This is a genomic window from Metasolibacillus sp. FSL H7-0170 (assembly GCF_038593115.1).
Lineage (GTDB): Bacteria > Bacillota > Bacilli > Bacillales_A > Planococcaceae > Metasolibacillus > Metasolibacillus fluoroglycofenilyticus.
The window spans coordinates 46950-71375 of the sequence record NZ_CP151964.1; the positions used below are offsets into that span (position 1 = coordinate 46950).

The window sequence follows — 24426 nt, forward strand, 5'->3', positions numbered from 1 at the left end:
GAACAATTAGTTGGCATATTTCATTGTCACTAATTGTTCACTTTTTTGTTTTAAAGAATAAGAAAATAGAAGTTTTGGCATTTAAACAGTGTCTAGGCTAAACGTACGTCCCTCAGTTATTTTCAAATCCTCACACAAAAGTGCTGGCGCATTTATTTTCCTGCTAGCTCTTTTCCCATGTTTACGGCAGTTTGTAAAAAAATAATAGGATTTTAGGGAAAAATGTAGCAATTGAAATATATTGTAGTATAATGTACTACGGTTAGTTGTTTTGTCGCATCTTTTTTAAAATAAATTAATGCGAAATGTATGAGATTAAAGAAAATTTTGAGAGTACTAAAGACTCAGAAAGGTGGGGAAATAGTGATTTTTTTAGACACTAATTATATATCTCCAATGCTGCAAGATGCATTAATGCGTACTGAAATCCCAATGTACGATATCGTTAATAAGCGATTCATAAATAAATCGCAGGCAGGTACATTGGAATTACAGGAAGAGCAGCTTATTATTATGAATTCGGAAAATGCTATTAAAGTATTAACAGACCATTATTCACAATTAAATGTTACAAAATGGTCGAATTTATTTAAAAACAAAGTTGCATTTCGGCAATATTTAGCAGCGAGCTTCCCAAACTTTTATTTCAAGGAAAGCACATTGCAGGAATTAAGCATGATGGACAGTAACAGCATACCTTATCCAATTATTTTGAAACCAGCAATCGGTTATTCGAGTGTCGGTGTACAGAAAATTAAGGATGCACAGCAGTTTACTGAAGCTGTTGAGCAATTAGTAGAAAATAATGGTCTTTCATCTTCTTATTCACAGGATATTTTAAATTTCCAAACATTCATTTTGGAAACATATATTGAAGGACAAGAGCTAGCCGTGGATGCTTATTTTAATGCGGAGGGTAAGCCGGTTATTTTAAATTTATTCGCTCGTATGTTCCGCGACGCAGAAGATATGAGTGACCGTATTTATTATACGAGTAAGCAAGTGATAATACAGTATTTATCAGTTGTTGAAAAATATTTAGCCGAGCTAGGCGCATCGCTTGAAATGCGTAATTATCCATTTCATATCGAGCTTCGCATTGATGATAAAGGTGTTTTAATTCCAATTGAGGTAAACCCTTTACGCTTTGCAGGTATCGGAACGACAGAGCTTGGTACATATGCTTATGATATTAATCCGTACGAATATGTTTTTAATCAGTGGGAACCGGATTGGTCACAAAAAATAGCAAAGATGGATGACCGAATTTACAGCTTTACTTGTGCAGAGTTCGATAGTCAACTAACGTTTGAAGATATTGACTGTATTCATCATGAGGAGCTTAAACAACAATTTGAGCATTTATTAGAGTACCGTGTATTACCTCAAGATAGTGGGACAACCTTTGCAGTTATCTTTTTTGCCAGTGATTCATTTAGTCAAAATGAACATATTTTATCATTAGATTTTATGTCATTTATTACAACAAAGAATGAGACACTTTCTTTAAGTGGTTCTCAAAACTAGAAGGAGCAGGCTAGACATGGGCAAAAAAATATATTCGGTTAAAACGAAAATATTGTTAAGTATTATTTTACCAATTAGTATTTTGATTTTTGTTTTTGGCATGTTTTGTTATATGGTGGCGACCAATTTAATTAACGAGCAAATTCTACCAACATACGAGCAAAATTTAACATTAAAAATGGAGCAGTTTGAAGGATTAATAGATGCAAATACGATTAATGCTGCCAAAACAGATCGCAATGAATTTGAAAAGCTTTTAACAATTTCAACAGACCTTAAACATCAAGCGGGATTAGAACACGTTTATATTATGAGTAAAGTTGATGGACAAGAAGTCATTTTAGTGCTAAGTGATGATGGCGAATATTTGACACCTTTAGATTTTTCTGAGGATCAAAAGAAGGCGATGACGACAACTGATATTGTTGTAAGTCCGATTTATAAAGATGATTACGGGGCGCATAAATCTACATTTTTACAAATTGCAGGCACAGATTCGGTGCTTGGTCTTGATGCTGATGCTGATTTTGTGAGTGAACTAAAAAATACAATTGTAACGATTATTATTATTATTTCAATTGTGTTCATTTCCTTAGGTGTAGCGTTAGCATTATTTATCGCACGCAATATTACACGCCCAATGGAGCGCTTAGTAGCCCATACTGAAATTGTTGCAAAAGGTGATTTACAGCAGCAAGTGATTGTGGAAGGGGATAAGGAAGTACGACATTTAGCGCAAAGCTTCCATGATATGCAAGCTCAGCTTCGAGAAACGATTCAACATGTAAATATTACGTCAACACATGTAGACCAAAGCTCCTCAACATTAAGGGAAAGTGTGGAACAGCTAACAGTTGCTTCGACGCAAGTGGCTGGAGCCGTTCAAGAAATTGCCTCTAGTAGTGAAATGATTGTTGATGGTGCGGTGCAAAATCGTGAGGCAATTGAGCAGATGGTTACACAAATCTCTTACATATCTGATATGACTTCGCAAATATCGGATGAGGCTTTGCATGCTACAACGATTGCACAGCAAGGGAATGAGGCAGTTCAAAGCTCGGTAAAAGGAATTACAAATATTCATGAGACAGCGAAAACGTCATTGAAAATTACAGAGCAGATGAATGCTCGTTCAACAGAAGTAAGTCAGATTACAAAAATTATTTCGGGTATTTCTGACCAAATAAATTTATTAGCGTTAAATGCAGCAATTGAAGCAGCGAGAGCTGGGGAATATGGCAAAGGCTTTGCGGTTGTAGCCGATGAAATACGTTCACTTGCTGAGCAGTCCGCACAGTCAGCAAGTAATATTACTACATTAATTCAAGGGATGCAAAAAGATTCGGATGAGTCTGTTACGGCAATTACAAATGTTGTGGCACAAATCGAGCATGAAAATGCAGTCATTCATTCTGCTGGTGACACATTTGAGGCGATTTCAGCATTAGTAAACGAAATGAATAGCGAAATTCAACAAGTAACAGCTACGATTCAAGAAATGGCTGCAAGCTCCAACCAAGTGCTTGTTACAACGAATCAAACAGTTGAATCCATTGAAGTATCAAGTGAGCATTCACAAAGCATTGCGGCCTCAATGGAGGAGCAAACAGCTACTAGTGAAGAAATGTTAAGCATTGCTACCGAGTTAAATGAAATGATTGGCAACTTAAAAGGTCAAATTGAGCGTTTTAAAATATAGTCAGAGGGACGTCCGAAAAGTGTGCGAGACACTGCTTTTCGGACGTTTCGTTTATGGTATATTAAAATGATGGCTGTTTATAATTGAGGTTGCTCGAAAAGTGTATATCTTTTCGGATAGACATTGCTTCTATATTAAATATTTGCTAAAAACGCTCGTACCTGTCACTTCGTTTTCGACACAAAACACATATGCTCCTGCGGTTACTCGTCGCAGAAAAAAATGCTCCTGCGGTTACTCGTCGCAGAAAAAAATGCTCCTGCGGTTACTTGTCGCGAAGAGGTTATCTCTAGATGACGTTTCAGACAACCCCTTGCTATGGCTTGTTTATTTAGGATAATTTTGGTGTGAGAGGAGAAAGAAATTTCTTTTCAATTCTCTATTTCTTGTTATAATAGGTATGCAAGTTGATAGAGAGGTGGATAGGATGAGCAAGCGAATTCAAAATTTGCTAGTAGCATTTATTATTGCAACGTCTGTGACCGCGCTTTTTCAATCAAGTTCTTTTGAATGGATGAAAATAAGCCTTTTTCATATACCTATATTGTTTTTAATTATGTTTATACTTGGAGCCATCATTGCGGAAGATGTTCGATATGCTTTTAAAAAGGTGTTTTGGTATGAGAAGCGTAAAGACAAGCGTCCCATTTGGCAGGTCGGTATTGGGATGATTTTTTATTTCACACAAATTGGTTTTGTGGAAGTATTTATGAGAGGTGCCATGCCTTATCATCTTGGTGGGATGCCGCTGTACTTAGTAATTAGCTTTTTAAACGCCTTTTTACTAACAGTTATTTTTGAAGAAATCTTCTATAAAAATAATGAAAGTGCCTCGTGGCAATATAAGGTGAAAAATAAATGAGTAATCTAGGTGCTTCTTACGAAACTTTTTAGGAAAGTTTTGTAGGAGCACCTTTTTTGGTGGAAAAAAACTTGGATTCACGCTAAAGTTAAGAGGAGAATAGTTCGAACGCATGTTTTTACCTTTGCTAGCTATTTGCGTTATTTCTAATAGTTAGTTTAAAAAATGGAAACAAAGATGTACTTGAAGAGGAGCGTACAATAATGGCGAAAGAAAAATTATTATTACTTGATGGTAACAGTTTAGCATATCGTGCATTTTTTGCATTGCCACCATTAACAAATGACAGCGGAATTCATACGAATGCTTCATATGGTTTTACAATGATGCTACAAAAAATTGTGGAGGAGGAGCAGCCGACGCAAATGCTAGTAGCATTTGATGCAGGGAAAACGACATTCCGCCATGAATCATACGGAGAATATAAAGGTGGTCGCCAAAAAACGCCACCAGAGCTATCGGAGCAATTCCCTTATATTCGTAAGCTGATTGATGCATACAATATTAGGCGCTATGAGCTTGATTTATATGAGGCAGACGATATTATTGGCACATTAGCCAAGCAGGCGGAAGAAAAGGGCAGCGAAGTCATTATCGTGTCCGGTGATAAAGATTTAACACAGCTTGCAACGGATAATGTAACCGTTTATATTACGCGTAAAGGAATTACAGATATTGAAAAATATACGCCGGCACATATCGAGGAAAAATACGGACTAACACCTGTACAAATCATCGATATGAAGGGGCTGATGGGGGATGCATCTGACAATATCCCAGGCGTTCCTGGTGTCGGAGAAAAAACGGCAATTAAGCTTTTAAAGGAATACGGAACTATTGAAGCATTATATGAAGCGATTGATGCGATGAAGGCTTCGAAAATGAAAGAAAAGCTTGTGGAAAATGAGGAAAGTGCGCATTTATCGAAGAAGCTTGCCACGATTTTTACGGAGGCTCCAATTGAGGTGACGCTGGGCGATTTAGCTTATGCTGGTCCGAATGAGGATGCTTTACTTGCCGTTTGGCAGGAGCTAGGGTTTAAATCATTAATTGAAAAAAGCGATATGCAGAGCACTGCACAGGAGCAGGAGGAGATTCAGCTAAACATTGTGGATGAAGTGACGCCTGCCATGTTAACAGATGCGATGGCACTCCATATTGAGTTGGAGAACGAACATTACCATAGCTGTAATATGCTTGGGATTGCTATAACAAATGGTGCAGGCGCTATGTATATTCCTGTGGAGGTGGCATTAAAAAGCGATGTTTTTAAAGCTTGGCTAGAAGATGCGACGAAGAAAAAGTATATTGTAGATAGTAAAGCGACACAGGCAATTTTAGCACGTCATCAAATACAGCTTGCGGGTGTTGCCTTTGACTTACTGCTTGCATCGTATATTGTCAACCCAGCTATTTCCGGTGATGATGTAGCAACATTGGCAAAGGAATTTGGCTATACAAATGTACAAGCCAATGAGGTCGTCTATGGAAAAGGGGCAAAATGGACTGTACCTGCTGAGGATATACTAGCAGACCATATTAGTCGAAAAGCGATTGCCTTATGGCATTTACAGCCTGTTGTAGAAAAAAAGCTACAGGATAATGAACAATACGACTTATACCATGAATTAGAATTGCCGCTTGCTGAAATTTTAGGCACGATGGAAATCACAGGAATTTCTGTGAACGTAGAAACATTAAATCAAATGGGCGAGGCATTACAGAAAAAGCTTGCCATTATTGAGCAAACGATTTATGAGCTTGCGGGTGAGGAATTTAATATTAATTCACCGAAGCAATTAGGTGTTATTTTATTTGATAAGCTAGGACTGCCTGTATTGAAAAAGACAAAAACAGGCTACTCTACAGCTGCGGACGTGCTTGAGAAGCTCCAATCAGAGCATGATATTGTGAAGCATATTTTAGATTATCGCCAATTAGCGAAGTTGCAATCGACATATATTGAAGGATTGACAAAAGAGATACACGAAGAGGATGGAAAAGTGCATACGCGCTTCCAGCAAGCATTGACAGCAACAGGACGTTTAAGCTCGACAGACCCGAACCTACAAAACATTCCAATTCGTTTAGAGGAAGGGCGTAAAATTCGCCAAGCATTTGTGCCATCAAAGGAAGGTTGGGTGCTATTTGCAGCTGATTATTCACAAATCGAATTACGCGTATTAGCACATATGTGTCAGGACGCTACACTGGTAGAGGCATTCAAGGAAGGGATGGATGTTCATACACGTACTGCAATGGATGTTTTTGGTGTAACAAATCCCGACGAGGTCACAGCAAATATGCGACGTACAGCGAAGGCAGTAAACTTCGGAATTATTTACGGTATTAGTGATTATGGCTTATCGCAAAACTTAGACATACCGCGTAAAAAAGCAGCTGAGTTTATTGAGAACTATTTACAAAGCTTCCCCGGTGTAAAAGATTATATGGAAAGCATCGTGGCAGATGCTAAACGAGATGGCTTTGTCACAACAATTTTAAATCGTCGCCGTTATTTACCGGAAATTAACAGCTCAAACTTCAACTTGCGCAGTTTTGCTGAGCGCACAGCAATGAATACGCCGATTCAAGGAAGCGCCGCTGATATTATTAAGAAGGCGATGATTGATATGGATGCTCGCTTGCAGAAGGAAGGCTTGCAGGCAAAGCTTCTATTACAAGTACATGATGAATTAATTTTTGAAGCACCCGCTGAGGAAATAGAAATTTTAGAGCGCATTGTACCAGAGGTGATGGAATCTGCTATTAAATTAGCCGTACCACTAAAGGTTGATTATTCGCATGGTCAGTCATGGTATGATGCGAAGTAAGGAGTGATTTTTGTGCCGGAGTTACCAGAGGTCGAAGGAGTTGTTAAAGATTTAAAGCCGTTAGTAGAAGGTAAAACAATTCAATCTGTTACTTTATCGGAAACGGTTTATACATCTCACGCTGCTGGGAAACAAACAATTGTTAAAGGCAGCGCGCTCCATCATTTTGAAGCGAGCGTACAGCAAATGGCTGTTACAAAGATTGAGCGTCGTGCAAAATATATTTTTATTCATCTACAAAAGGAACAGGAGCCATTTGTGCTCGTCAACCACTTAGGGATGACGGGCGCATGGTTTGTCGTGCAAAATGTGGCAGAAATAGCAGAGGAAAAATTCCGCAAGCATATTCATGCAACATTTACTTTAGCGGGTGGTGAGCTGCTCATTTATAGTGATATACGTCGCTTTGGAGAGCTGCGTTTTTTACGCACAATTGATGAGCACGCACCATTAACAAAGATGGCGCCTGAGCCATTTGATGAAGAAGCATGTGAATTTTTCCTTATGCAGTGTGCGAAAGCGAAATATGAAAATAAAACAGTGAAGGAAGTGATTATGGATGGCCAAGTCATTTCTGGCTGTGGCAATATTTATGCGACAGAAGCACTGTTTGCAACAAAAATAAGACCAACGAAAAAAGTGAAGGCTATTTCAAAGGCAAAGAAAATTGAGCTATTTCATGCGATTGTCCATGTATTAAAAGAAAGCATTGAAAATGGGGGCTCGACGATTTCAGACTATCGAACGGTAAACGGTGGAGCAGGCTCGATGCAAAATCGTCTGAAAATGTATAGTCATAAGCAATGTCCACTATGTCAATCAGCAACAAAATCAGTTGTCATTGCTGGACGCACATCGACATATTGTCCTAGCTGCCAAACATAGCATAAGGGAGAGAAAGATGGGACATTATAGAGAGAAGCTAGAAAATCAACAAATTTGGATATATGTTATTTCTCTTATAGTAGGGGCACTCATTGTAACGCAAACGATTGTAGAGTTAGTGGGAGAATTAGTTTACATAAAGATTGTGCCGAAGTGGATACTAAGAAACAAAGGGGAATTTGTATGATTATAGGATTAACAGGAAGCATTGCAAGTGGTAAAAGCACGGTTGCGCAAATGCTAAAAGAATATCAACTGCCGATTGTTGATGCTGATTTAGTCGCAAGACAGGTAGTAGAGCCACACTCTGAAACATTGCAACAAATTGCTGCTGCTTTTGGGCAGGAGGTTATTAAGGAAGATGGTACGATGGATCGTGAAAAGGTAGGCTCCATTATTTTTCATGAGCCTGCACAACGCAAAGTCCTAAATGATATTATTCATCCTGCGATTCGCGCGGAAATGCTACGTCAACGTGATGAGCTGTTACTTGGTGGAGCAGAGCATGTTGTAATGGATATTCCATTGCTATTTGAAAGCAAGCTACAGCATTTTGTCGATAAAATTTTAGTTGTATCTGTTACAGAGGAAATTCAGCTTCAGCGCTTAATGGAACGCAACCAGCTATCTGAAAGTGAGGCGCGTGCACGCATTGCTTCTCAATTGCCGATGTCTGTAAAAGAGCAAGGAGCAGATGCAGTAATCTACAATAATACAACAAAGCAATCCACTGCTGAGCAGCTAAAGAAAATATTGCAGCATTGGACAGTTATATAAGGAAGGCAAGGGCGTCTTTTTAGCCTGAGAAAGAACGTATTTATTCGATACATTTCAATAAAAACAATGAATGGAAGCGTCCAAAAAGCCGTGCATAGCCGGCTTTTTGGACGCTCAGAATTTATTCATTAAGAAGGTTTTAAAAAACGGGAGGAACACTAAGTCTAGCGGATTTTCTTCAGAGTGAAAGTTTATTCTTTATTGCATCGCAAAAAAGAGCTACTTAACGGATTTTTTTCAGCTTTATAAATTTGTGAAATTTTTTCGAAAGATTTTTTGAAATAGGTTATACTAAATATAATGAAAAAACGAGAAAATATTGCTTTGAAAGCGTTTTACTCGAATTTTTACTCGTTATTTTAGCTGTATAATTTATCAGAAAATAACGACTTTTAAAAACGACATAAAATATGTTCACCTTTTCGAATAATGTGTTATACTAATTAGCGAGAATAATAAATAACATGATAACCTATTTACAGGAGGCTTTTTTATATGTCAGTTTCTATCGCAATTAACGGATTTGGTCGTATCGGACGCATGGTATTCCGTCAAGCTATCGTGCAAGAGGAGTTAAATTTAGTTGCTATTAATGCTAGCTATCCAGCCGAAACATTAGCTCATTTAATTAAGTATGACACAAATCATGGTCCATTCGAAGGTACTGTTGAAACAGCGGAAGACGCATTAATTGTTAATGGCAAACGTGTCGCAATTGTTTCAGAGCGTGATCCGAAATTATTACCTTGGAAAGCAATGGAGGTAGATATCGTCATTGAAGCGACAGGTAAATTTAATGACCGCGATAAAGCGGCTATGCATTTAGAAGCAGGTGCGAAAAAAGTAATTTTAACAGCGCCAGGTAAAAATGAGGACATTACAGTTGTATTAGGTGTGAATGACGAATTATTAGACATTGAAAAGCACGATGTAATTTCAAATGCTTCTTGTACAACAAACTGTCTAGCACCAGTAGCAAAAGTATTAAATGATACGTTTGGCATTGAAAATGGTTTAATGACGACAGTGCATGCCTATACAAATGATCAAAATAACTTAGACAATCCACATAAGGATTTACGTCGCGCACGTAATTGTGGTTCTTCAATTATCCCAACATCTACAGGGGCTGCGAAGGCACTAGCGCTTGTATTACCTGAATTAAAGGGGAAATTACACGGCATGGCTTTACGTGTACCAACACCGAACGTATCTTTAGTAGACTTAGTTGTGGATTTACAAAAAGACGTAACTGTCGAAGAGGTAAATGCGGCATTTAAAGCTGCAGCAGAGGGCTCTATGCAAGGTATTTTAAATATTTCAATGGAGCCGTTAGTATCGTCTGATTACAATACAACAACATATTCGTCAACGGTAGATGGTTTAACGACGATGGTAATGGGTGACCGCAAAGTGAAAGTGCTTGCTTGGTACGATAACGAGTGGGGTTACTCAGCGCGCGTCGTAGATTTAACAAAAAAAGTTGCCAATGCATTAGCGACTGTCAACGCATAATATAATAAAGGGACTACAGAAAATTCTGATATAAATTTGACTTTTCTAGTAGTCCCTATTTTTACACTTGCAACTACAATGAAAACATCTTATAATCACACATGTGTATGCACGATTATCATTTGGTACGCATACTGAATAATAAACGTGTCACCAATGGATGTCACAGATTTTAAAATGAGGTCTGCATAATGCGAAGCAGTGAACAGCTAGCACGTGTTATAACAGGACAGCTCGAGCAAATCTAGACTAAAGTTAGTTGAGATGTAATTTATTGGTAACACATGACTACTTAAAGGGTTAGGACCTCTTTGGACTAACTTTCCCCCGTGGTAGTCAACTTTGCACATTATCAAATATTATGTCAAAGGGGGAAGCGAACCATGAGAACGATGGGGCGTCATGTTATTGCTGAACTTTGGGATTGCGATTTAGAGAAGTTAAACAATGTTCAATTTATTGAACAAACTTTTGTCGATGCTGCTTTACGATCAGGAGCAGAAGTCCGTGAAGTAACTTTTCATAAATTTGCACCACATGGAGTAAGCGGAGTAGTAATTATTTCTGAATCACATTTGACGATACACAGTTTTCCAGAGCATGGCTATGCTAGCATTGATGTGTATACGTGCGGTGATTTAGATCCAACAGTAGCAGCAAATTACATTGCGGAAGCACTAGGCGCAAAAATGCGTGAAGCAGTCGTCGTGCCGCGAGGTATGGGACCTGTTGTTGTTGGTACATGAAAAGATGCATAACGTACTGTGAGACAAACTATAGGCTACTTGCTTACTGAGCAAGTAGCTTATTTGCGCTTTATGAAATGTGTCGCGTTGTTTTGCACAAAAATTTTACACTTGCTGAAAGGTAGTTATTTTAACGAATATTTAGACTAAGACCTTTGCTGTTTGGAAAGTAAAACCCTTTCCTTTTTCTTGTGTGTTATAATATAGTAGCTATCGTGTCGCTATTTTGCACGTGCTACTTTTGATATAATAAAATAAGTAGTAAATCGAATGAATCAGGAGAAATTTGTATGAGATGTCCAGCTTGTCAATATAAAGATACACGTGTTGTTGATTCAAGACCTGTAGATGATAATAAAGAAATAAGAAGAAGACGTGAATGTGAAAAGTGCTCGTTTCGTTTTACAACGTTTGAAAAAATGGAGGAAACACCACTCGTTGTCGTGAAAAAAGAAGGGGCACGTGAGGAGTTTAGCCGTGAAAAAGTTTTGCGTGGCTTAATACGAGCATGTGAAAAGCGACCTGTATCAGTGGAAGAACTAGAGGAGCTTGTCATTGCAATTGAAAAAGATTTGCGTCGCCTAGGTCCATCAGAAGTTCGTTCTGAGGATGTAGGAGAAATGGTTATGGACCGTTTAATGAAGCTTGATGAAGTCGCATATGTGCGTTTTGCGTCTGTTTATCGCAGATTCTGCGATATTGATGCATTTATTCAAGAATTAAAGCAACTGCAAAATAACCAAGAAAAGTGAAGTAATGCTATGTAAGGAGGGTTAATATGACCTTTATGAATCAATTACATCCGTATGATATTTGTGAAGTTCAATGCCCTCACGAATTTAATGACGTGAATCAAAAGATTTTGCTTGCTTGTTATCAGCCGATTATCGGTGTCGAGGCGATTGCTTTATATTTAAAATTATCCGTGGAAGCATCGAATGAGCATCTAACCTTTCATCATCACTACTTGCTTGATAGCTTAGATTTTTCGATTAAACGCCTATTTCAAGCAAGGATTACGCTAGAAGCGATTGGTTTACTTCAAACCTTTTGTAAAGTAGAAGATGACCAAGCGCACTATATTTATCGTTTAAACAGGCCGTTAAATGCAAAATCCTTTTTTGCTGACCCTATTTTGTCCATCTCCCTAATGAGGAAAATAGACAAAAAAGCATTTGAGCATTTGCGTGATACCCTTGTGCCAAAGGAGCAAAAGCTATACGGCTATACAGAGGTAACGCGCGGCTTTAATGATGTATTTTTAAATGTGACAGAAAAAGAGTTGCAAAATATTGAGCAGCTATATTCAGAGCAAAGGAGCCAAATATCGACAAGTGGCTACACTTTTGACTATAACTCGTTTGATTTTAAATTATTTTTCGATGGCATTAGTCAAGCGCTTATTCCGCATCGGCTGTTTACGATCGAAATTAAGCAAACAATTGCTAAGGTAGCATTCCTTTATAAGTTTTCACCTTTAGACATGCAAAGCATCGTTATGCAATCTTTAACGGATGAACAAACTTTAACGGCAGCCACAATTGAAAAAAAGGCAGCAGACCATTATCAGCTAAGTGACCATCATCAAAATGATTATAGGCTACTAAAGCGTTATGAAATTACGGACAAACAGAAGCCTCAAGAGGAAAAGAATAGCAGGGAGGAGCATATTCATTATTTGAATAAGACATCCCCTATTGAAGTTTACGAGGACTTGCACGGTGTTTCACCTACAGATGTAACGGTTCGCCTTTTTAATGATTTTTTAAATAGAGGTATTTCCTATGGTGTGATTAATACATTAATTCAATATATCGCAATGTCCGATGGTCGATTAGATTATAATGTTAATTTAATGCAAAGCATTATCGACACTTGGGTGAGGAGTGGGGCAAAAAATGCCGAGGATGCGATGCGAATTTCAAAGCAGGAGCACGATAAGCGTAGCGGGAAAGTTGTGCCGACAATCCAAAAAACAACGCATCTTACTTCTGCCGAAGTTCCGGATGCGATGAAGGATTATGAACTTTCAACACCATATGAATTTTTGAAAATATTAACAAAGGGCAAGGAACCATTTAAAAATCAGCTGAAAACGGCCGAAAGTTTAATGACCGTTTATGGTATTGCACAAGGTGTAACGAATGTAATTGTAGAGCATGTATGGAAGCAGGCAAATGGCAAGTTGCCTGAAAAATTTGTCGAATCAGTTGCTGCTGAAATGCAGCAGCAAAATATTCAAACGGCGGAGCAGGCAAAGCAATTTTTGGCACAGCGCGGGAAAGCCGTCTATCAAATTGGGCAAGATTCGCTAGGTGAATTTGCAGCCTCTCCACAGGCACTTATCTATGACCGTACAACGCCATATGAATTTTTAAAGCAGCTTTATCATGGCAAGGAGCCTGTTCGCTTTATTGTGGAATTGGCTGAGCAGCTTGTATTAACGCAAAAAATGCCCATTGGTGTCGTGAATTATTTAATGGAATATTCGATGCGTGAGACGAATGGTAAGCTGACGAAAAACTATATTCAAGCGATTGCGAGTAATTGGATGGCGCATCAATTAAAATGTGCTGCAGATGCGATTCACTTAGTGGAGCAAGAGCAACAACCAGTAACGAAATATAAAGTAACGATGGATACACCACTTGCCTTTAAAGCAAAGCAGCAAGATTTAACGAGCTGGCTGCCACGCTATGATGAAACGATACCGTATGAGTTTTTAAAGGCATTGAAAAACGGTGAGGAGCCGCTCCCCTATGTCGTTGAAATGGCAGAAAATTATGTTTTGTCTGGCATGACGGTAGGTGTGGTGAATGCGATGTTTGAATATGTTATTACGCAAGTAGGACGCATTAATAAAAAATATGTAGATGCACTCGCGGCGAACGCACAGATGCAAAATATTGTGCTAGCGAAAGATGCTCTCGGCTATTTCCAACAGCAAAACCATAAAGTAGTCACAGCAACAATTACACAGGATAATTTAATGCAATTTTATCCAACCAATTATGTTTTTGAGGTGGCAGAAGAAAAATATGAAAAACAGACGCCGTACGAGTTTATTAAGCAGCTAAACAACGGACAGGAGCCATTTCCATATACCGTCAAAGCGGCGGAAAATTTAATTACATTGTATGGTATGATACCTGCTGTTGTAAACTTCTTATTGGAATATGTATTGGCTAAAACAGATGGTGCATTACCAGAGAAATATATTAACAGTGTGGCGGATTCATGGCGCAGACAGCAAATCCAAACAGTTGAGCAAGCACGAAGCTATGTGAAGGGTGCTGAACAAAAGGCACTAGCAAGCAAAGGAAAGAAAGTCGAGGTTGTTCCTGAATGGTTTAACAAACCAAAGGAGGAGCTTGTCAAGGAAGCACCAGCAGAGGTAGTAGATATAGATGCAGAATACAACAAACTATTGCAGCAATTTCGCAATTATGATGGGAAGGTGAAGAGCGATAGAACCGATTAAGGAATCATTAAAGCGTGTTGTCAACGTCCCATCTTTTCAAGAGCGCTATGAGGCGATGCGCAAGTCAATTTTGCAGCATGAGAAAATCCAGCAATTTATGAAGCAAAATGAAGAGCAAATCAATGAGCAAATGATTGAGCACAGCTTGCTAAAGCTTAATGAATATATTAGCCAATCAACGGATTGCTGTAAATGTGGTACGACAGCGCAATGTACTAACTATTTACAGGGATTTATTCCAAAGCTGCTAATAACGAATGGACGCATCGATATTACGTATGAGCGCTGTGAGCAAAAAATTATTGAGGATGAGCGTCGAGAAATTGCCTCAATGGTATCGTCCATGCATATGCCAAAAGAGGTGTTACAGGCGACATTCGAAGATATTACAATCGCTGGCAACAGGTCGCGCCTTGATATTGCTCAGCAAATTATGGCGTTTATTCAGGAATATCGAGAAACGGGCGAGCTGCCGCATAAAGGTTTATATTTATACGGAGAATTCGGCGTTGGCAAATCGTTTATTTTAGGTGCAACTGCCAATGAGTTAGCGAAGGTCAAAGTGAAGTCAGTTATCGTCTATGTACCAGAATTTTTGCGTGAGCTTAAGGCAGCAATGGCTGACCATACACTAGAAAGCAAGGTCGATTTTGTCAAAAAAGCACCTGTTTTAATGCTGGATGATTTAGGGGCGGAGGCAATTTCACAATGGGCACGCGATGAAATTTTAGGGACGATTTTGCATTATCGCATGAGCGAGCAGCTACCGACGTTTATTTCCTCGAATTTTAATTATGAGGAATTGGAGCATCATTTAGCTCGTTCCCAGCGCGGAGAAATTGAGGAAGTAAAGGCTCGCCGCATAATGGAGCGCATTAAAGCGACAACAATGTCCATGAAAGTAGAAGGAGAAAATTTACGCCGTTAGCAGTTGCATTTTCTGTCGATTCAGCGTATACTTTGCTCATAATAATGTAAAGCAGTGAAAAGGATACGAGGTTTGTGTAGCGACTTATAGAGAGGGAGGCCTTGGCTGGAAGCTTCCTAAGAACGGCACATACTTTACTACCTTGGAGCAGTGGCGGGGATAATCCGTCAACGTTGATCAGTACGTTAACTGACCTAGAGCTTCGTTCGAGAATATTCTTGGAAGGAAGAAGGGTGGAACCACGAGCATACGCGTCGTCCCTTTATTGGGATGGCGCTTTTTTGTGCTCAAAAAACTAAAGGAGGACATCACGATGTCAGAAATGATGAAATTAACTTTCCCAGATGGCGCTGTCAAGGAGTTTGCAGTAGGTACATCGACAGAAGAGATTGCCCAATCAATTAGTCCGGGGCTTCGCAAAAAAGCGTTAGCTGGTAAAATTGACGGTCAATTAATCGACTTAAAAACACCGATTGAAGCGGATGCAGCAATCGAAATTATTACACCAGATTCACCAGAGGCGTTAGAAATTTTACGTCATTCTACAGCACACTTAACTGCACAAGCGGTAAAGCGTCTATTCCCAGATGCGAAGCTAGGCATTGGTCCTGTAATCGAATCAGGCTTCTATTACGATATTGATGCACCAACGCCGATTACTGCGGAAGATTTACCTGCAATTGAAAAAGAAATGAAAAAAATTATTGCTGAAAATATCGAAATTGAGCGCAAAAATGTATCGCGTGACGAAGCGCAAAAAATATACGAGGAAGTTGGCGACGAATATAAGCTAGAGCTACTTGAAGCTATTCCAGCTAATGAACAAGTATCAATTTATTATCAAGGCGATTTCTTTGATTTATGTCGTGGTATTCATGTACCCTCAACAGGTAAATTGAAAGAATTCAAGCTATTGTCACTTGCTGGTGCTTACTGGCGCGGTAACTCAGACAATAAAATGCTACAGCGTATTTACGGTACAGCTTTCTTTACAAAGGACGAGTTAAAGCATCATATCCAAATGCTTGAAGAGGCAAAAGAGCGTGACCACCGTAAAATCGGAAAAGAATTAGATTTATTTATGACATCTCAAACTGTAGGGCAAGGCTTGCCATTATGGTTACCAAACGGTGCAACAATTCGCCGTACAATTGAGCGTTATATCGTTGATAAAGAAATTGCATTAGGCTATAAGCATGTGTATACGCCAGTGCTTGGCTCGAAAAAGTTATATGAAACTTCTGGTCACTGGGGTCACTATCAAGATGGCATGTTCCCGCCGATGGAAATGGATAATGAAACATTGGTTTTACGTCCAATGAACTGCCCGCATCATATGATGGTATTTAAAAATGGTTTGCACTCATACCGCCATTTACCAATCCGTATTGCGGAGCTTGGTACAATGCACCGCTATGAAATGAGTGGGGCAGTGTCTGGCTTACAACGTGTACGCGGGATGACTTTAAACGATGCCCATATTTTCGTCCGCCCAGACCAAATTAAAGCAGAATTCAAAAAAGTGGTGGAATTAATTTTAGAAGTTTATAAAGATTTCGATATTAATGATTATTCATTCCGCCTATCATATCGTGACCCGAATAATAAAGAGAAATATTTCGATGATGATGAAATGTGGGAAACTGCACAAGCGATGCTGAAAGAAACAATGGATGAGTTAGGCTTAGATTACTTCGAGGCAGATGATGAAGCAGCGTTCTACGGTCCTAAACTAGATGTTCAAGTGAAAACAGCGATTGGGAAAGAAGAAACGCTATCAACAGCTCAGCTAGATTTCTTATTACCACAGCGCTTTGACCTTACTTATATTGGTGAAGATGGTCAGCCACAGCGACCAGTTGTTATCCACCGTGGTGTAGTATCAACAATGGAGCGCTTTGTAGCATTCTTAATCGAGGAATACAAAGGGGCATTCCCAACTTGGTTAGCGCCAGTACAAGTAGAAATCATCCCTGTATCAAACGCGGCGCATTTCGATTATGCGAAGCAAATCGAAGAGCAATTAACAGCGGCTGGCTTCCGCGTAGAAATGGATGACCGCGAAGAAAAGCTAGGCTATAAAATTCGCGAGGCCCAAATGAAAAAGATTCCGTACATGCTCGTAATTGGCGACAAGGAAGTTGAAGCAGGTGGCGTTAACATTCGTCGCTACGGCTCAAAGGATTCGGAAACAGTTTCGTTTGAAGAATTCTTGAATGGCTTGAAGGATGAAGTGAAGAAATAACATAAACTTTGAATTATAAGATACTGGAAAGGCTGATTGATACCAAGATTATTGGTATCAATCGGCTTTTTTTATATAGCATATAAAAGTTGTCGAGAAAAGAAGGAACATGACAAAAAAATCATAACTTGGCTTTGTTCCCCTTGAAAATAAAGGGCTTTCTTCTTTTGCTATAGAATAAAGTATTTAGGAATTTGCGGCTACTATAAAGGACTTTGAATTAATGAATTCAGTAGATACATTGACATCTTGTGAGGATAAAAGTAATTTTGAGCAAACTTTATTTAGGTTCTATACTTATGATGGTAGTTGTGAAACTGTTAAGATAATAAACTATATTCAAATTGGTGCAGCAACAGCTTTATTTTTATTACTATTGCAGCCTTTATTGTACTACCTGTTGGGCTAGCGGCTATTATTGCAGTAGGTTTACAATGTTAAATCTCATTAAGAAAGGGGAATAGTCTTGCTAACGATACTTCCTATTATTCTGTTGGGTATTAGTCTTGCTCTTTGTATAATGTTATTACTCAAAATGAATCCAATTAAGGAGAGGAAAGAGAAATTTCCTCTCATTGTCCTATTTTTCTTCATTCTCCTCAGCTTTTTAATGTTGTTGTATTTTGAGTTCATTTAATGAATTGAACACCTTATCAAAGTAAGGTTATTGAAGGGGGATAAATATGGAGTTTAAACAAATTACAGCTAAGGATATACCTACAATGTCAAAGCTACTTATCGAAAGGCAAAACGTTGAAAGCGAAATATTTCCGTTTTTAAAAAATAGCTGTTTAGACATGCAATATATAGTCAATTTACTTGGGAAATGGTTTACTCATCATAAAATGAGAGGTTATGGCGCATTTACAAATAATGAACTAGTAGGCTATTTAATCGGTGAGATAAAGCATGATACGACTAGAGGCAGACATGTGTGGGTCCACTATGAGGGAGTAGCCATCCGAGCAGATCAATCGCCTGAGCTTCTAAGAAATCTCTATGCAAAAGCTTCGGAGGCATGGGTAAAGCAAGGGTGTTTTATGCACTACACAATCATACCTCTTGGCAATCAAGTATACTACGATGCTTACCAGCGATTAAGTTTTTTTGTCCAGCAAGTGCATGCGGTAATGTGCCTAGAAGATTATCGACCTTTTGAAAATGTGGCAGATGCAGAAGTGCGCTTAGCAACTAAAATGGATAGCGAGGCGATGGGCAAAATGTCTAGCATTATTCAAGCGTATCAAAATGCTGCTCCTACGTTTGAGCCAGTTGTACCTGAAGCTGTCGTAGATATAAAAAGCGGCTATAGTAGCATATTGGAAGAAGAGGACGTCATCTGTCTTTTGGCTGTAGAAGATAGGAAGGAACTAGCCTTTCAAGTGTATTTCCCTACTAGCTCCAATTTGATGACACCTGATAGCAGCATAGAATTGAGCGTTGCTGGAACCTATGATGTGCAAATGGGGAAAGGTGTTGGCAAAAAATTGATGAATGAGAGCTATAAAATAATACAGGAAAAAGGCTATGAAACGATTGTAACAGATTGGCGAATTACCAACCTAGCTTCTTCAACATTTTGGCCTAAATGTGGATTCAAGCCAATAGCTTATCGCATGGTTCGGTATATAGATTACAATATTGCGTGGGCAAACTTTGACAATTTGAGTATGAAAATGCTGTAATGTTGTTACTGTCGCATAAGCTAATATAAAAAAATGTAAAAAGAAACTAACATATTGATGTCGGTTTCTTTTTTTGTTAATTAAACCAATTATTGTTTGACCCTCTACTTTAATTGTTGTAATATGTAATTATTAATGATAATGATAATCGTTATCATTAGATGAGAGTCTGTGAAGGGATGATAAATTACATGCAGCAGATTGCCAAACAAGTTGCAGAAGATGCAACGTTTCAAGCGTTTATAAATTGTTATATACGAGAAGTGAGTAGCGGGCATTGGGTTAAAAAGGATGAGTGGTTAGAAGTGCAGCGATTATCTATCTCAATTCCAGAGATACATATATTAGAGCTTGAGCTACCGCTGCAAAATATTTGCTTTGCATTTAGTGTGGAATACAAATCTCTTGTTGGAAGACATAGATTTGGTGTGTCGCTGAAATACTGTGCGAAACAAAAACAATGGCTTGTAGAAGATAAATTGACAATAGTGATTGCGCTTATTCAAGAGCTACGTTTAATGTCTAAAGAGAATGGCTGTACTGAACTTTATTCCCATTTCGATGAACTTATTTTGCGCATAATTGAAAGCTATCAAACGATGGCAAATTATATTGAAAAGAGCTTGGAAAATAAAAAGCCCTCTGAAGTTAACAATACATTTATTGAAACTGAGCAGTCTCTCATATTTGGGCATTGGCTCCATCCAACTCCTAAAAGCAGACAAGGGATGGCGAATTGGCAACAAATCGATTTTGCTCCAGAGTTACAAGGTTCTTTTCAACTTCATTATTTTCAGGTTGACCGCAAAATAGTGAGAGAGCTCTCTGTATTAGAAAAGAGTGCAAGTGAGCTCATTATCCAATCTATAGTAAAATCACAGCCTGATTTTGTAATGTCAAAGAAGCACTGTCTTATCCCAATGCACCCACTTCAGGCACAATGGCTTTTACAGCAACCTTATGTAAAACAAGCGCTTGCGGAAGGGTTGCTAAAGTATGAAGGCGCACTCGGGGCGTTTTACACAGCAACTTCTTCGATAAGAACCGTATATAGCTTGAATGAAGAGATGATGTACAAATTTTCAATTCCTGTTAAAATAACAAATTCGTTGAGAGTAAATCGAACCCATGAGTTAAAGGCTGGCATCGTCATGGCTCGCTTAATGAATAAAATTGACTTCTTACAAAAGCATACATCTTTTCGAATGATTGATGATCCAGCCTATATAACCGTAGAATTTCCCGATCAGACAGAATCAGGTTTTGAAATTATTTTCCGTTCAAACCTATTTCCTAAAGGTCGTGATGAGGGAATTTGTATGATTGCTACTCTTGTACAAGAGCCTTTACCAAAAGAAAAATCGAGGTTATATCAGCTTATTATGAAAATCTCTCAAACAGAATTCCGTTCATTAGAAAGCGTAAGTCTAGATTGGTTTAAAGCTTATTGGGATTGTGCCATCGAATCCTTACTAAATCTATATGATGAATACGGAATAGCTCTCGAAGCGCATCAGCAAAATAGTATATTGAACGTTGCTTCAGGTTACCCCACTACTTATTATTATCGTGATAATCAAGGCTATTACTTATCAAAAAAATACGAAAAAGAATTACTTACAATAGAGTCTTCTTTGCATGAAACAGAGGAACTGTTTTATGAAGATGCACTTATTCAGGATAGATTCACCTATTACTTGTTTATGAACCAGTTGTTTCCTGTGATTTCCCGCTTTGGAGCAGATCAGCTTATTGATGAAAAAATTTTGTTACAGTGGTCTATTAATCGACTACACGTATTAAAAGAAGAGTTTACAGGTCTTGGGAAGGCATTTGTTGAAAATATTCTGAAGCAAGAAAAGCTTGCATTCAAAGCAAATTTATTAACAAGATTCCATGATGTAGATGAATTAGAAGCTGAACTTGAACAAGCAGTCTACACAAAAATTCCAAATCCATTTATTCTTCAGAATCAGGAGGCAGAATATGCAACAGCTACAGCCTTTAGCTTTTAAGCAAGGAGAGTTACGTGTCAGAAGGCAGCTTATGGAGGCGATGATTTTTGAGGGACTGATGAAATGTGAAGAAACTCGTCTCAATCAAGAAATTTTAGCTCTTACCCTAATAGGGCAGAAGTGTACCTATCATTGTGAGGGCAGAAGGACCGCATTTAATCGTCTCCGAATAACGGGGAATCAGCTTTTGCGAATAAGCAAGGATGGTCTGGCACGAGAGGCGACGCTTGAGGATTTAGTAGATGAGCTATTGTTGACGCCAAAAGATAAAATTCGATTATTGAATGAGCTTCATTTAACAATCAAGTTTTGTGAATGGAATGACTATCATCTGCAAATGCCCATGTCGAGAAGGAATTCGAGCTATGAAGAGTTAGAATCAGAAATTATGGAAGGACATCCATATCATCCATGTTTTAAGTCAAGAACGGGTTTTACATTGGATGATCATCAAAATTATGGTCCTGAGGCAAAGCGGACATTTTCCTTGCAGTGGGTCGCGTTGAGAAGGCGCTATACACGAATGACAGTACTTGAAGAGGAGGCGCAATTTTGGCAGAGGGAGTTAGGTCATGTGTTGTGGAATGACCTCCTTACAAAGCTTCAATTGTCAGGTGGAGCATATGAGGAATATACCTTTTTACCAATTCACCCTTGGCAGTGGCATCACTTGCAGCAGGAGATGGTTGGATTAATCGAGCAAAAAGATTGCCTTCCATTGAATATAAAGGGTGATGACTACCGCGCAACCCAATCAGTAAGAACATTATGGAATTGTTCGAATCCTAAAAAGGCACAATTAAAATGTTCGATGAATATGGTCAATACCTCCTCGTTGAGAAGACTGCATGCACATGCAGTTTGTGCTGCTCCACATATTTCAGCATGGCTGAAACAGGTCATTCAATCGGATGCTTATTTGCATGAGGAGTCCTCTCTTATTGTACTGGAAGAATATGCAGGCGTTATTTTTGAACCAGATGCCAAAAAGCATAGCAGCAAACTAGAAGGGCAGCTTGGCTCCATATGGCGGGAAAGTGTGCGTTTGTATATGGAGGATGGAGAGGAAGCTGTACCATTTACCGTGCTCATGATGATGGAGAAAGATGGACGTCCATTTATAGAAGATTGGCTTGTCCGATACGGAACAGAGCAGTGGGTAGAGCGCTTGATTGAAGTGAGTGTTATTCCTGTATGGCACTTACTTGTTGCCCATGGTATTGCTGTTGAGGCTCATGCGCAAAATATGATTTTATTACACCAAAATGGCTGGCCAACTCGGGTTGTATTAAGAGATTTTCATGACAGTATTGAATATCATGAACAATTTATTGTCGACAAAAGCCTTGTACCAGACTTTGCAATAATTCATGAACGTTTTAAAGATGCATCCGCCGATGATTATTATTGGATGTCTTCAGTAGAGGCATTGCGAGAGTTAATAATGGATACGCTATTCGTCTTTCATTTAAGTGAGCTATCTTATTTATTAGAAGAACAGTATGGATTGAAAGAAATGCATTTCTGGTATCAAGTTCAGGAGGGGATACAGAGGCACTTGGAGCGTTTTCCATCACTAACTTCAAGGAATGAACAATTACAGCATACTAGCGCATCGATCTATGTTGAATCTTTATTGACAAAGAAACTTCAAAATCAAGAAGAGGGCAGCTTTCGACATATGGTTAATAATGCATTTGCGCAAACGGATAAAAGGGGGGAATAAAGATGTTTTATATCAATGATCAATTTTATACAGCGGAAGATATTGAGAGGCAATATGAGGTATATGAGAGCTTACCACATTTAAAGGAATGTCATAATCGCCGATTAGCTATTTGTACAGATGATACTTTTCAATATTTAACGCTTTGTTTATATATTCACGAAAAAGGCGGCTCACTTGTCCCAATTCATGTAGGAACACCAAAGGAAGGAGCTATACGGCTCGCTTCCACGGCAGGGAGCCATCTTTTATTATTCCGATCAATCCATTCTGTCATTGAATTATCCAATCATGTCAATAATCAAGAAGGTGTATTAGTTCAAATGAGCTCAGGTACAACAGGCGCACCGAAGTGTATTGAAAGAACATGGGGTTCAGTAGTGGAAGAGGTTGAAAGCTATGTGGAAATGTTGCCTGTAGATGCTATGACAAATTCTATTGTTGCTTGTCCAATTACGCATTCTTATGGCTTCATTTGTGGCGTTTTGGCGTGCATAAGAAGAGGCGCAATGCCCGTGATTATTACTAATAGCAATCCTAAATATATGTTGAAAAAGTTGAAAGAACACCCTAAACATATGCTGTATGCAGCGCCAGCATTACTCTATACATTGAGTCGATTATTACCTGTTAATCAACAATTTGATTATGTGATGACGTCAGGAGCTGTCATGCCGCAAAGCTGGTTGACATCATTGAGAGAGAAGTCCCATCAAGTATTACAGCAGTACGGATGCTCTGAAGCAGGCTGTGTTGCGATTCATCCTAATGTGGAAGATTCGAAGGAAATGGGCTATCCTCTGCCTCACTTGAAGGTGACAGCGGGGAGCAAGCAATCACCAAGTGAAATTATTATTGAATCACCTACGCAAATAATTTACACAAAGGATTTAGGCTATATCGAAAATAATGTGCTTTCTTTTCTTGCAAGAATGGATGACACGATTAATGTAGCTGGCTTAAATGTCTATCCGCAAGAGGTTGAAAACGTGTTAATGGATTATCCGAAAATTATTGAAGCCGTTGTATATAAGAAACAAAACAATCTATCAGGCGAGCGAGTATGTGTACAATATGTAGCCATTGAGCCGATTGAGGAAATGGAGCTTAGGGAGTGGTGTCAGAAATTTCTTGCGCCACATCAAATTCCAATGGAGTTTGTCTTTGTCAATGAAATTGAAAAGCTACCTAATGGCAAAGTAAGTAGAAAGAAACTTGGAGGCATACTCGTATGACAAGACAACAATTAATCAAGAGCATCTATACTATTATGGAAAATTCATTGGCGATGCAGACATTATCTTCTTTTCATGAGGATGCGCGGTTAAATGAGGATTTATATATGGATTCGATTATGGTTCTTCAATTGATTCTACATATAGAGCTAGATATCGGGATTTCTATTCCCGATGAGATGCTTGTCCCAAAGGATTTCCAAACAGTAGGTACACTAGTAAGCTTTTTAGAAAAATTGCAACAAGCAGAATAGGCGGAGAAACAA

General features: G+C 38.7%; 18 protein-coding genes. All 18 read left to right on the forward strand.

Translation table 11 applies throughout. The features are described 5' to 3' along the window. Positions 1 to 363 precede the first annotated feature (363 nt). Positions 364 to 1527 (forward strand): ATP-grasp domain-containing protein, encoded by a 1164-nt coding sequence (locus MHH70_RS00205; protein ID WP_342472201.1) that lies wholly within the window; start codon positions 364 to 366, stop codon positions 1525 to 1527. A gap of 16 nt (positions 1528 to 1543) precedes the next feature. Then, positions 1544 to 3226: a HAMP domain-containing methyl-accepting chemotaxis protein gene (locus MHH70_RS00210; protein ID WP_342472202.1), complete on the forward strand. Its 1683-nt coding sequence runs from the start codon at positions 1544 to 1546 to the stop codon at positions 3224 to 3226. Between the two features lie 427 nt (positions 3227 to 3653). Beyond that, positions 3654 to 4088 carry a DNA polymerase I gene (locus tag MHH70_RS00215; RefSeq protein ID WP_082798897.1) on the forward strand — a complete coding sequence of 145 codons (435 nt, stop codon included), beginning with the start codon at positions 3654 to 3656 and terminating at the stop codon, positions 4086 to 4088. Positions 4089 to 4291: 203 nt separating this feature from the next. Further along, positions 4292 to 6922, forward strand: coding sequence for a DNA polymerase I (gene polA, locus MHH70_RS00220; RefSeq protein WP_342472203.1), 2631 nt, complete (start codon positions 4292 to 4294; stop codon positions 6920 to 6922). A 12-nt stretch (positions 6923 to 6934) separates the two neighbouring features. Beyond that, on the forward strand, positions 6935 to 7807 hold the full coding sequence (mutM, locus tag MHH70_RS00225; protein ID WP_066162114.1) for a bifunctional DNA-formamidopyrimidine glycosylase/DNA-(apurinic or apyrimidinic site) lyase: 873 nt from the start codon (positions 6935 to 6937) through the stop codon (positions 7805 to 7807). A 16-nt stretch (positions 7808 to 7823) separates the two neighbouring features. Beyond that, entirely contained in the window at positions 7824 to 7994 is a 171-nt protein-coding gene (locus MHH70_RS00230) for a hypothetical protein (RefSeq protein ID WP_342473238.1), read from the forward strand. Further along, positions 7991 to 8584, forward strand: a complete 594-nt coding sequence (gene coaE / locus MHH70_RS00235; protein ID WP_107942958.1) for a dephospho-CoA kinase — start codon at positions 7991 to 7993, stop codon at positions 8582 to 8584. The genes MHH70_RS00230 and coaE overlap by 4 nt, the downstream gene beginning before the upstream one ends. A gap of 495 nt (positions 8585 to 9079) precedes the next feature. After that, positions 9080 to 10099, forward strand: coding sequence for a glyceraldehyde-3-phosphate dehydrogenase (locus tag MHH70_RS00240; protein ID WP_342472204.1), 1020 nt, complete (start codon positions 9080 to 9082; stop codon positions 10097 to 10099). A gap of 383 nt (positions 10100 to 10482) precedes the next feature. Next, positions 10483 to 10845 carry an adenosylmethionine decarboxylase gene (speD, locus tag MHH70_RS00245; RefSeq protein ID WP_066162125.1) on the forward strand — a complete coding sequence of 121 codons (363 nt, stop codon included), beginning with the start codon at positions 10483 to 10485 and terminating at the stop codon, positions 10843 to 10845. Between the two features lie 290 nt (positions 10846 to 11135). Continuing rightward, positions 11136 to 11597 carry a transcriptional regulator NrdR gene (gene nrdR, locus MHH70_RS00250; protein WP_066162127.1) on the forward strand — a complete coding sequence of 154 codons (462 nt, stop codon included), beginning with the start codon at positions 11136 to 11138 and terminating at the stop codon, positions 11595 to 11597. Positions 11598 to 11623: 26 nt separating this feature from the next. Next, entirely contained in the window at positions 11624 to 14326 is a 2703-nt protein-coding gene (locus tag MHH70_RS00255) for a DnaD domain protein (protein WP_342472205.1), read from the forward strand. After that, positions 14313 to 15254, forward strand: coding sequence for a primosomal protein DnaI (dnaI, locus tag MHH70_RS00260; RefSeq protein WP_107942955.1), 942 nt, complete (start codon positions 14313 to 14315; stop codon positions 15252 to 15254). The genes MHH70_RS00255 and dnaI overlap by 14 nt, the downstream gene beginning before the upstream one ends. Before the next feature lie 313 nt (positions 15255 to 15567). Next, entirely contained in the window at positions 15568 to 17499 is a 1932-nt protein-coding gene (gene thrS / locus MHH70_RS00265) for a threonine--tRNA ligase (RefSeq protein WP_107942954.1), read from the forward strand. Positions 17500 to 18182: 683 nt separating this feature from the next. Continuing rightward, positions 18183 to 19184: a GNAT family N-acetyltransferase gene (locus MHH70_RS00270; RefSeq protein ID WP_342472206.1), complete on the forward strand. Its 1002-nt coding sequence runs from the start codon at positions 18183 to 18185 to the stop codon at positions 19182 to 19184. 191 nt (positions 19185 to 19375) lie between these two features. Beyond that, positions 19376 to 21199, forward strand: a complete 1824-nt coding sequence (locus tag MHH70_RS00275; protein WP_342472207.1) for an IucA/IucC family protein — start codon at positions 19376 to 19378, stop codon at positions 21197 to 21199. Further along, positions 21171 to 22925, forward strand: a complete 1755-nt coding sequence (locus MHH70_RS00280; protein ID WP_342472208.1) for an IucA/IucC family protein — start codon at positions 21171 to 21173, stop codon at positions 22923 to 22925. The genes MHH70_RS00275 and MHH70_RS00280 overlap by 29 nt, the downstream gene beginning before the upstream one ends. Before the next feature lie 2 nt (positions 22926 to 22927). Beyond that, positions 22928 to 24160, forward strand: coding sequence for an AMP-binding protein (locus MHH70_RS00285; RefSeq protein WP_342472209.1), 1233 nt, complete (start codon positions 22928 to 22930; stop codon positions 24158 to 24160). Next, positions 24157 to 24414 carry a petrobactin biosynthesis protein AsbD gene (asbD, locus tag MHH70_RS00290; protein ID WP_342472210.1) on the forward strand — a complete coding sequence of 86 codons (258 nt, stop codon included), beginning with the start codon at positions 24157 to 24159 and terminating at the stop codon, positions 24412 to 24414. The genes MHH70_RS00285 and asbD overlap by 4 nt, the downstream gene beginning before the upstream one ends. Positions 24415 to 24426 lie beyond the last annotated feature (12 nt).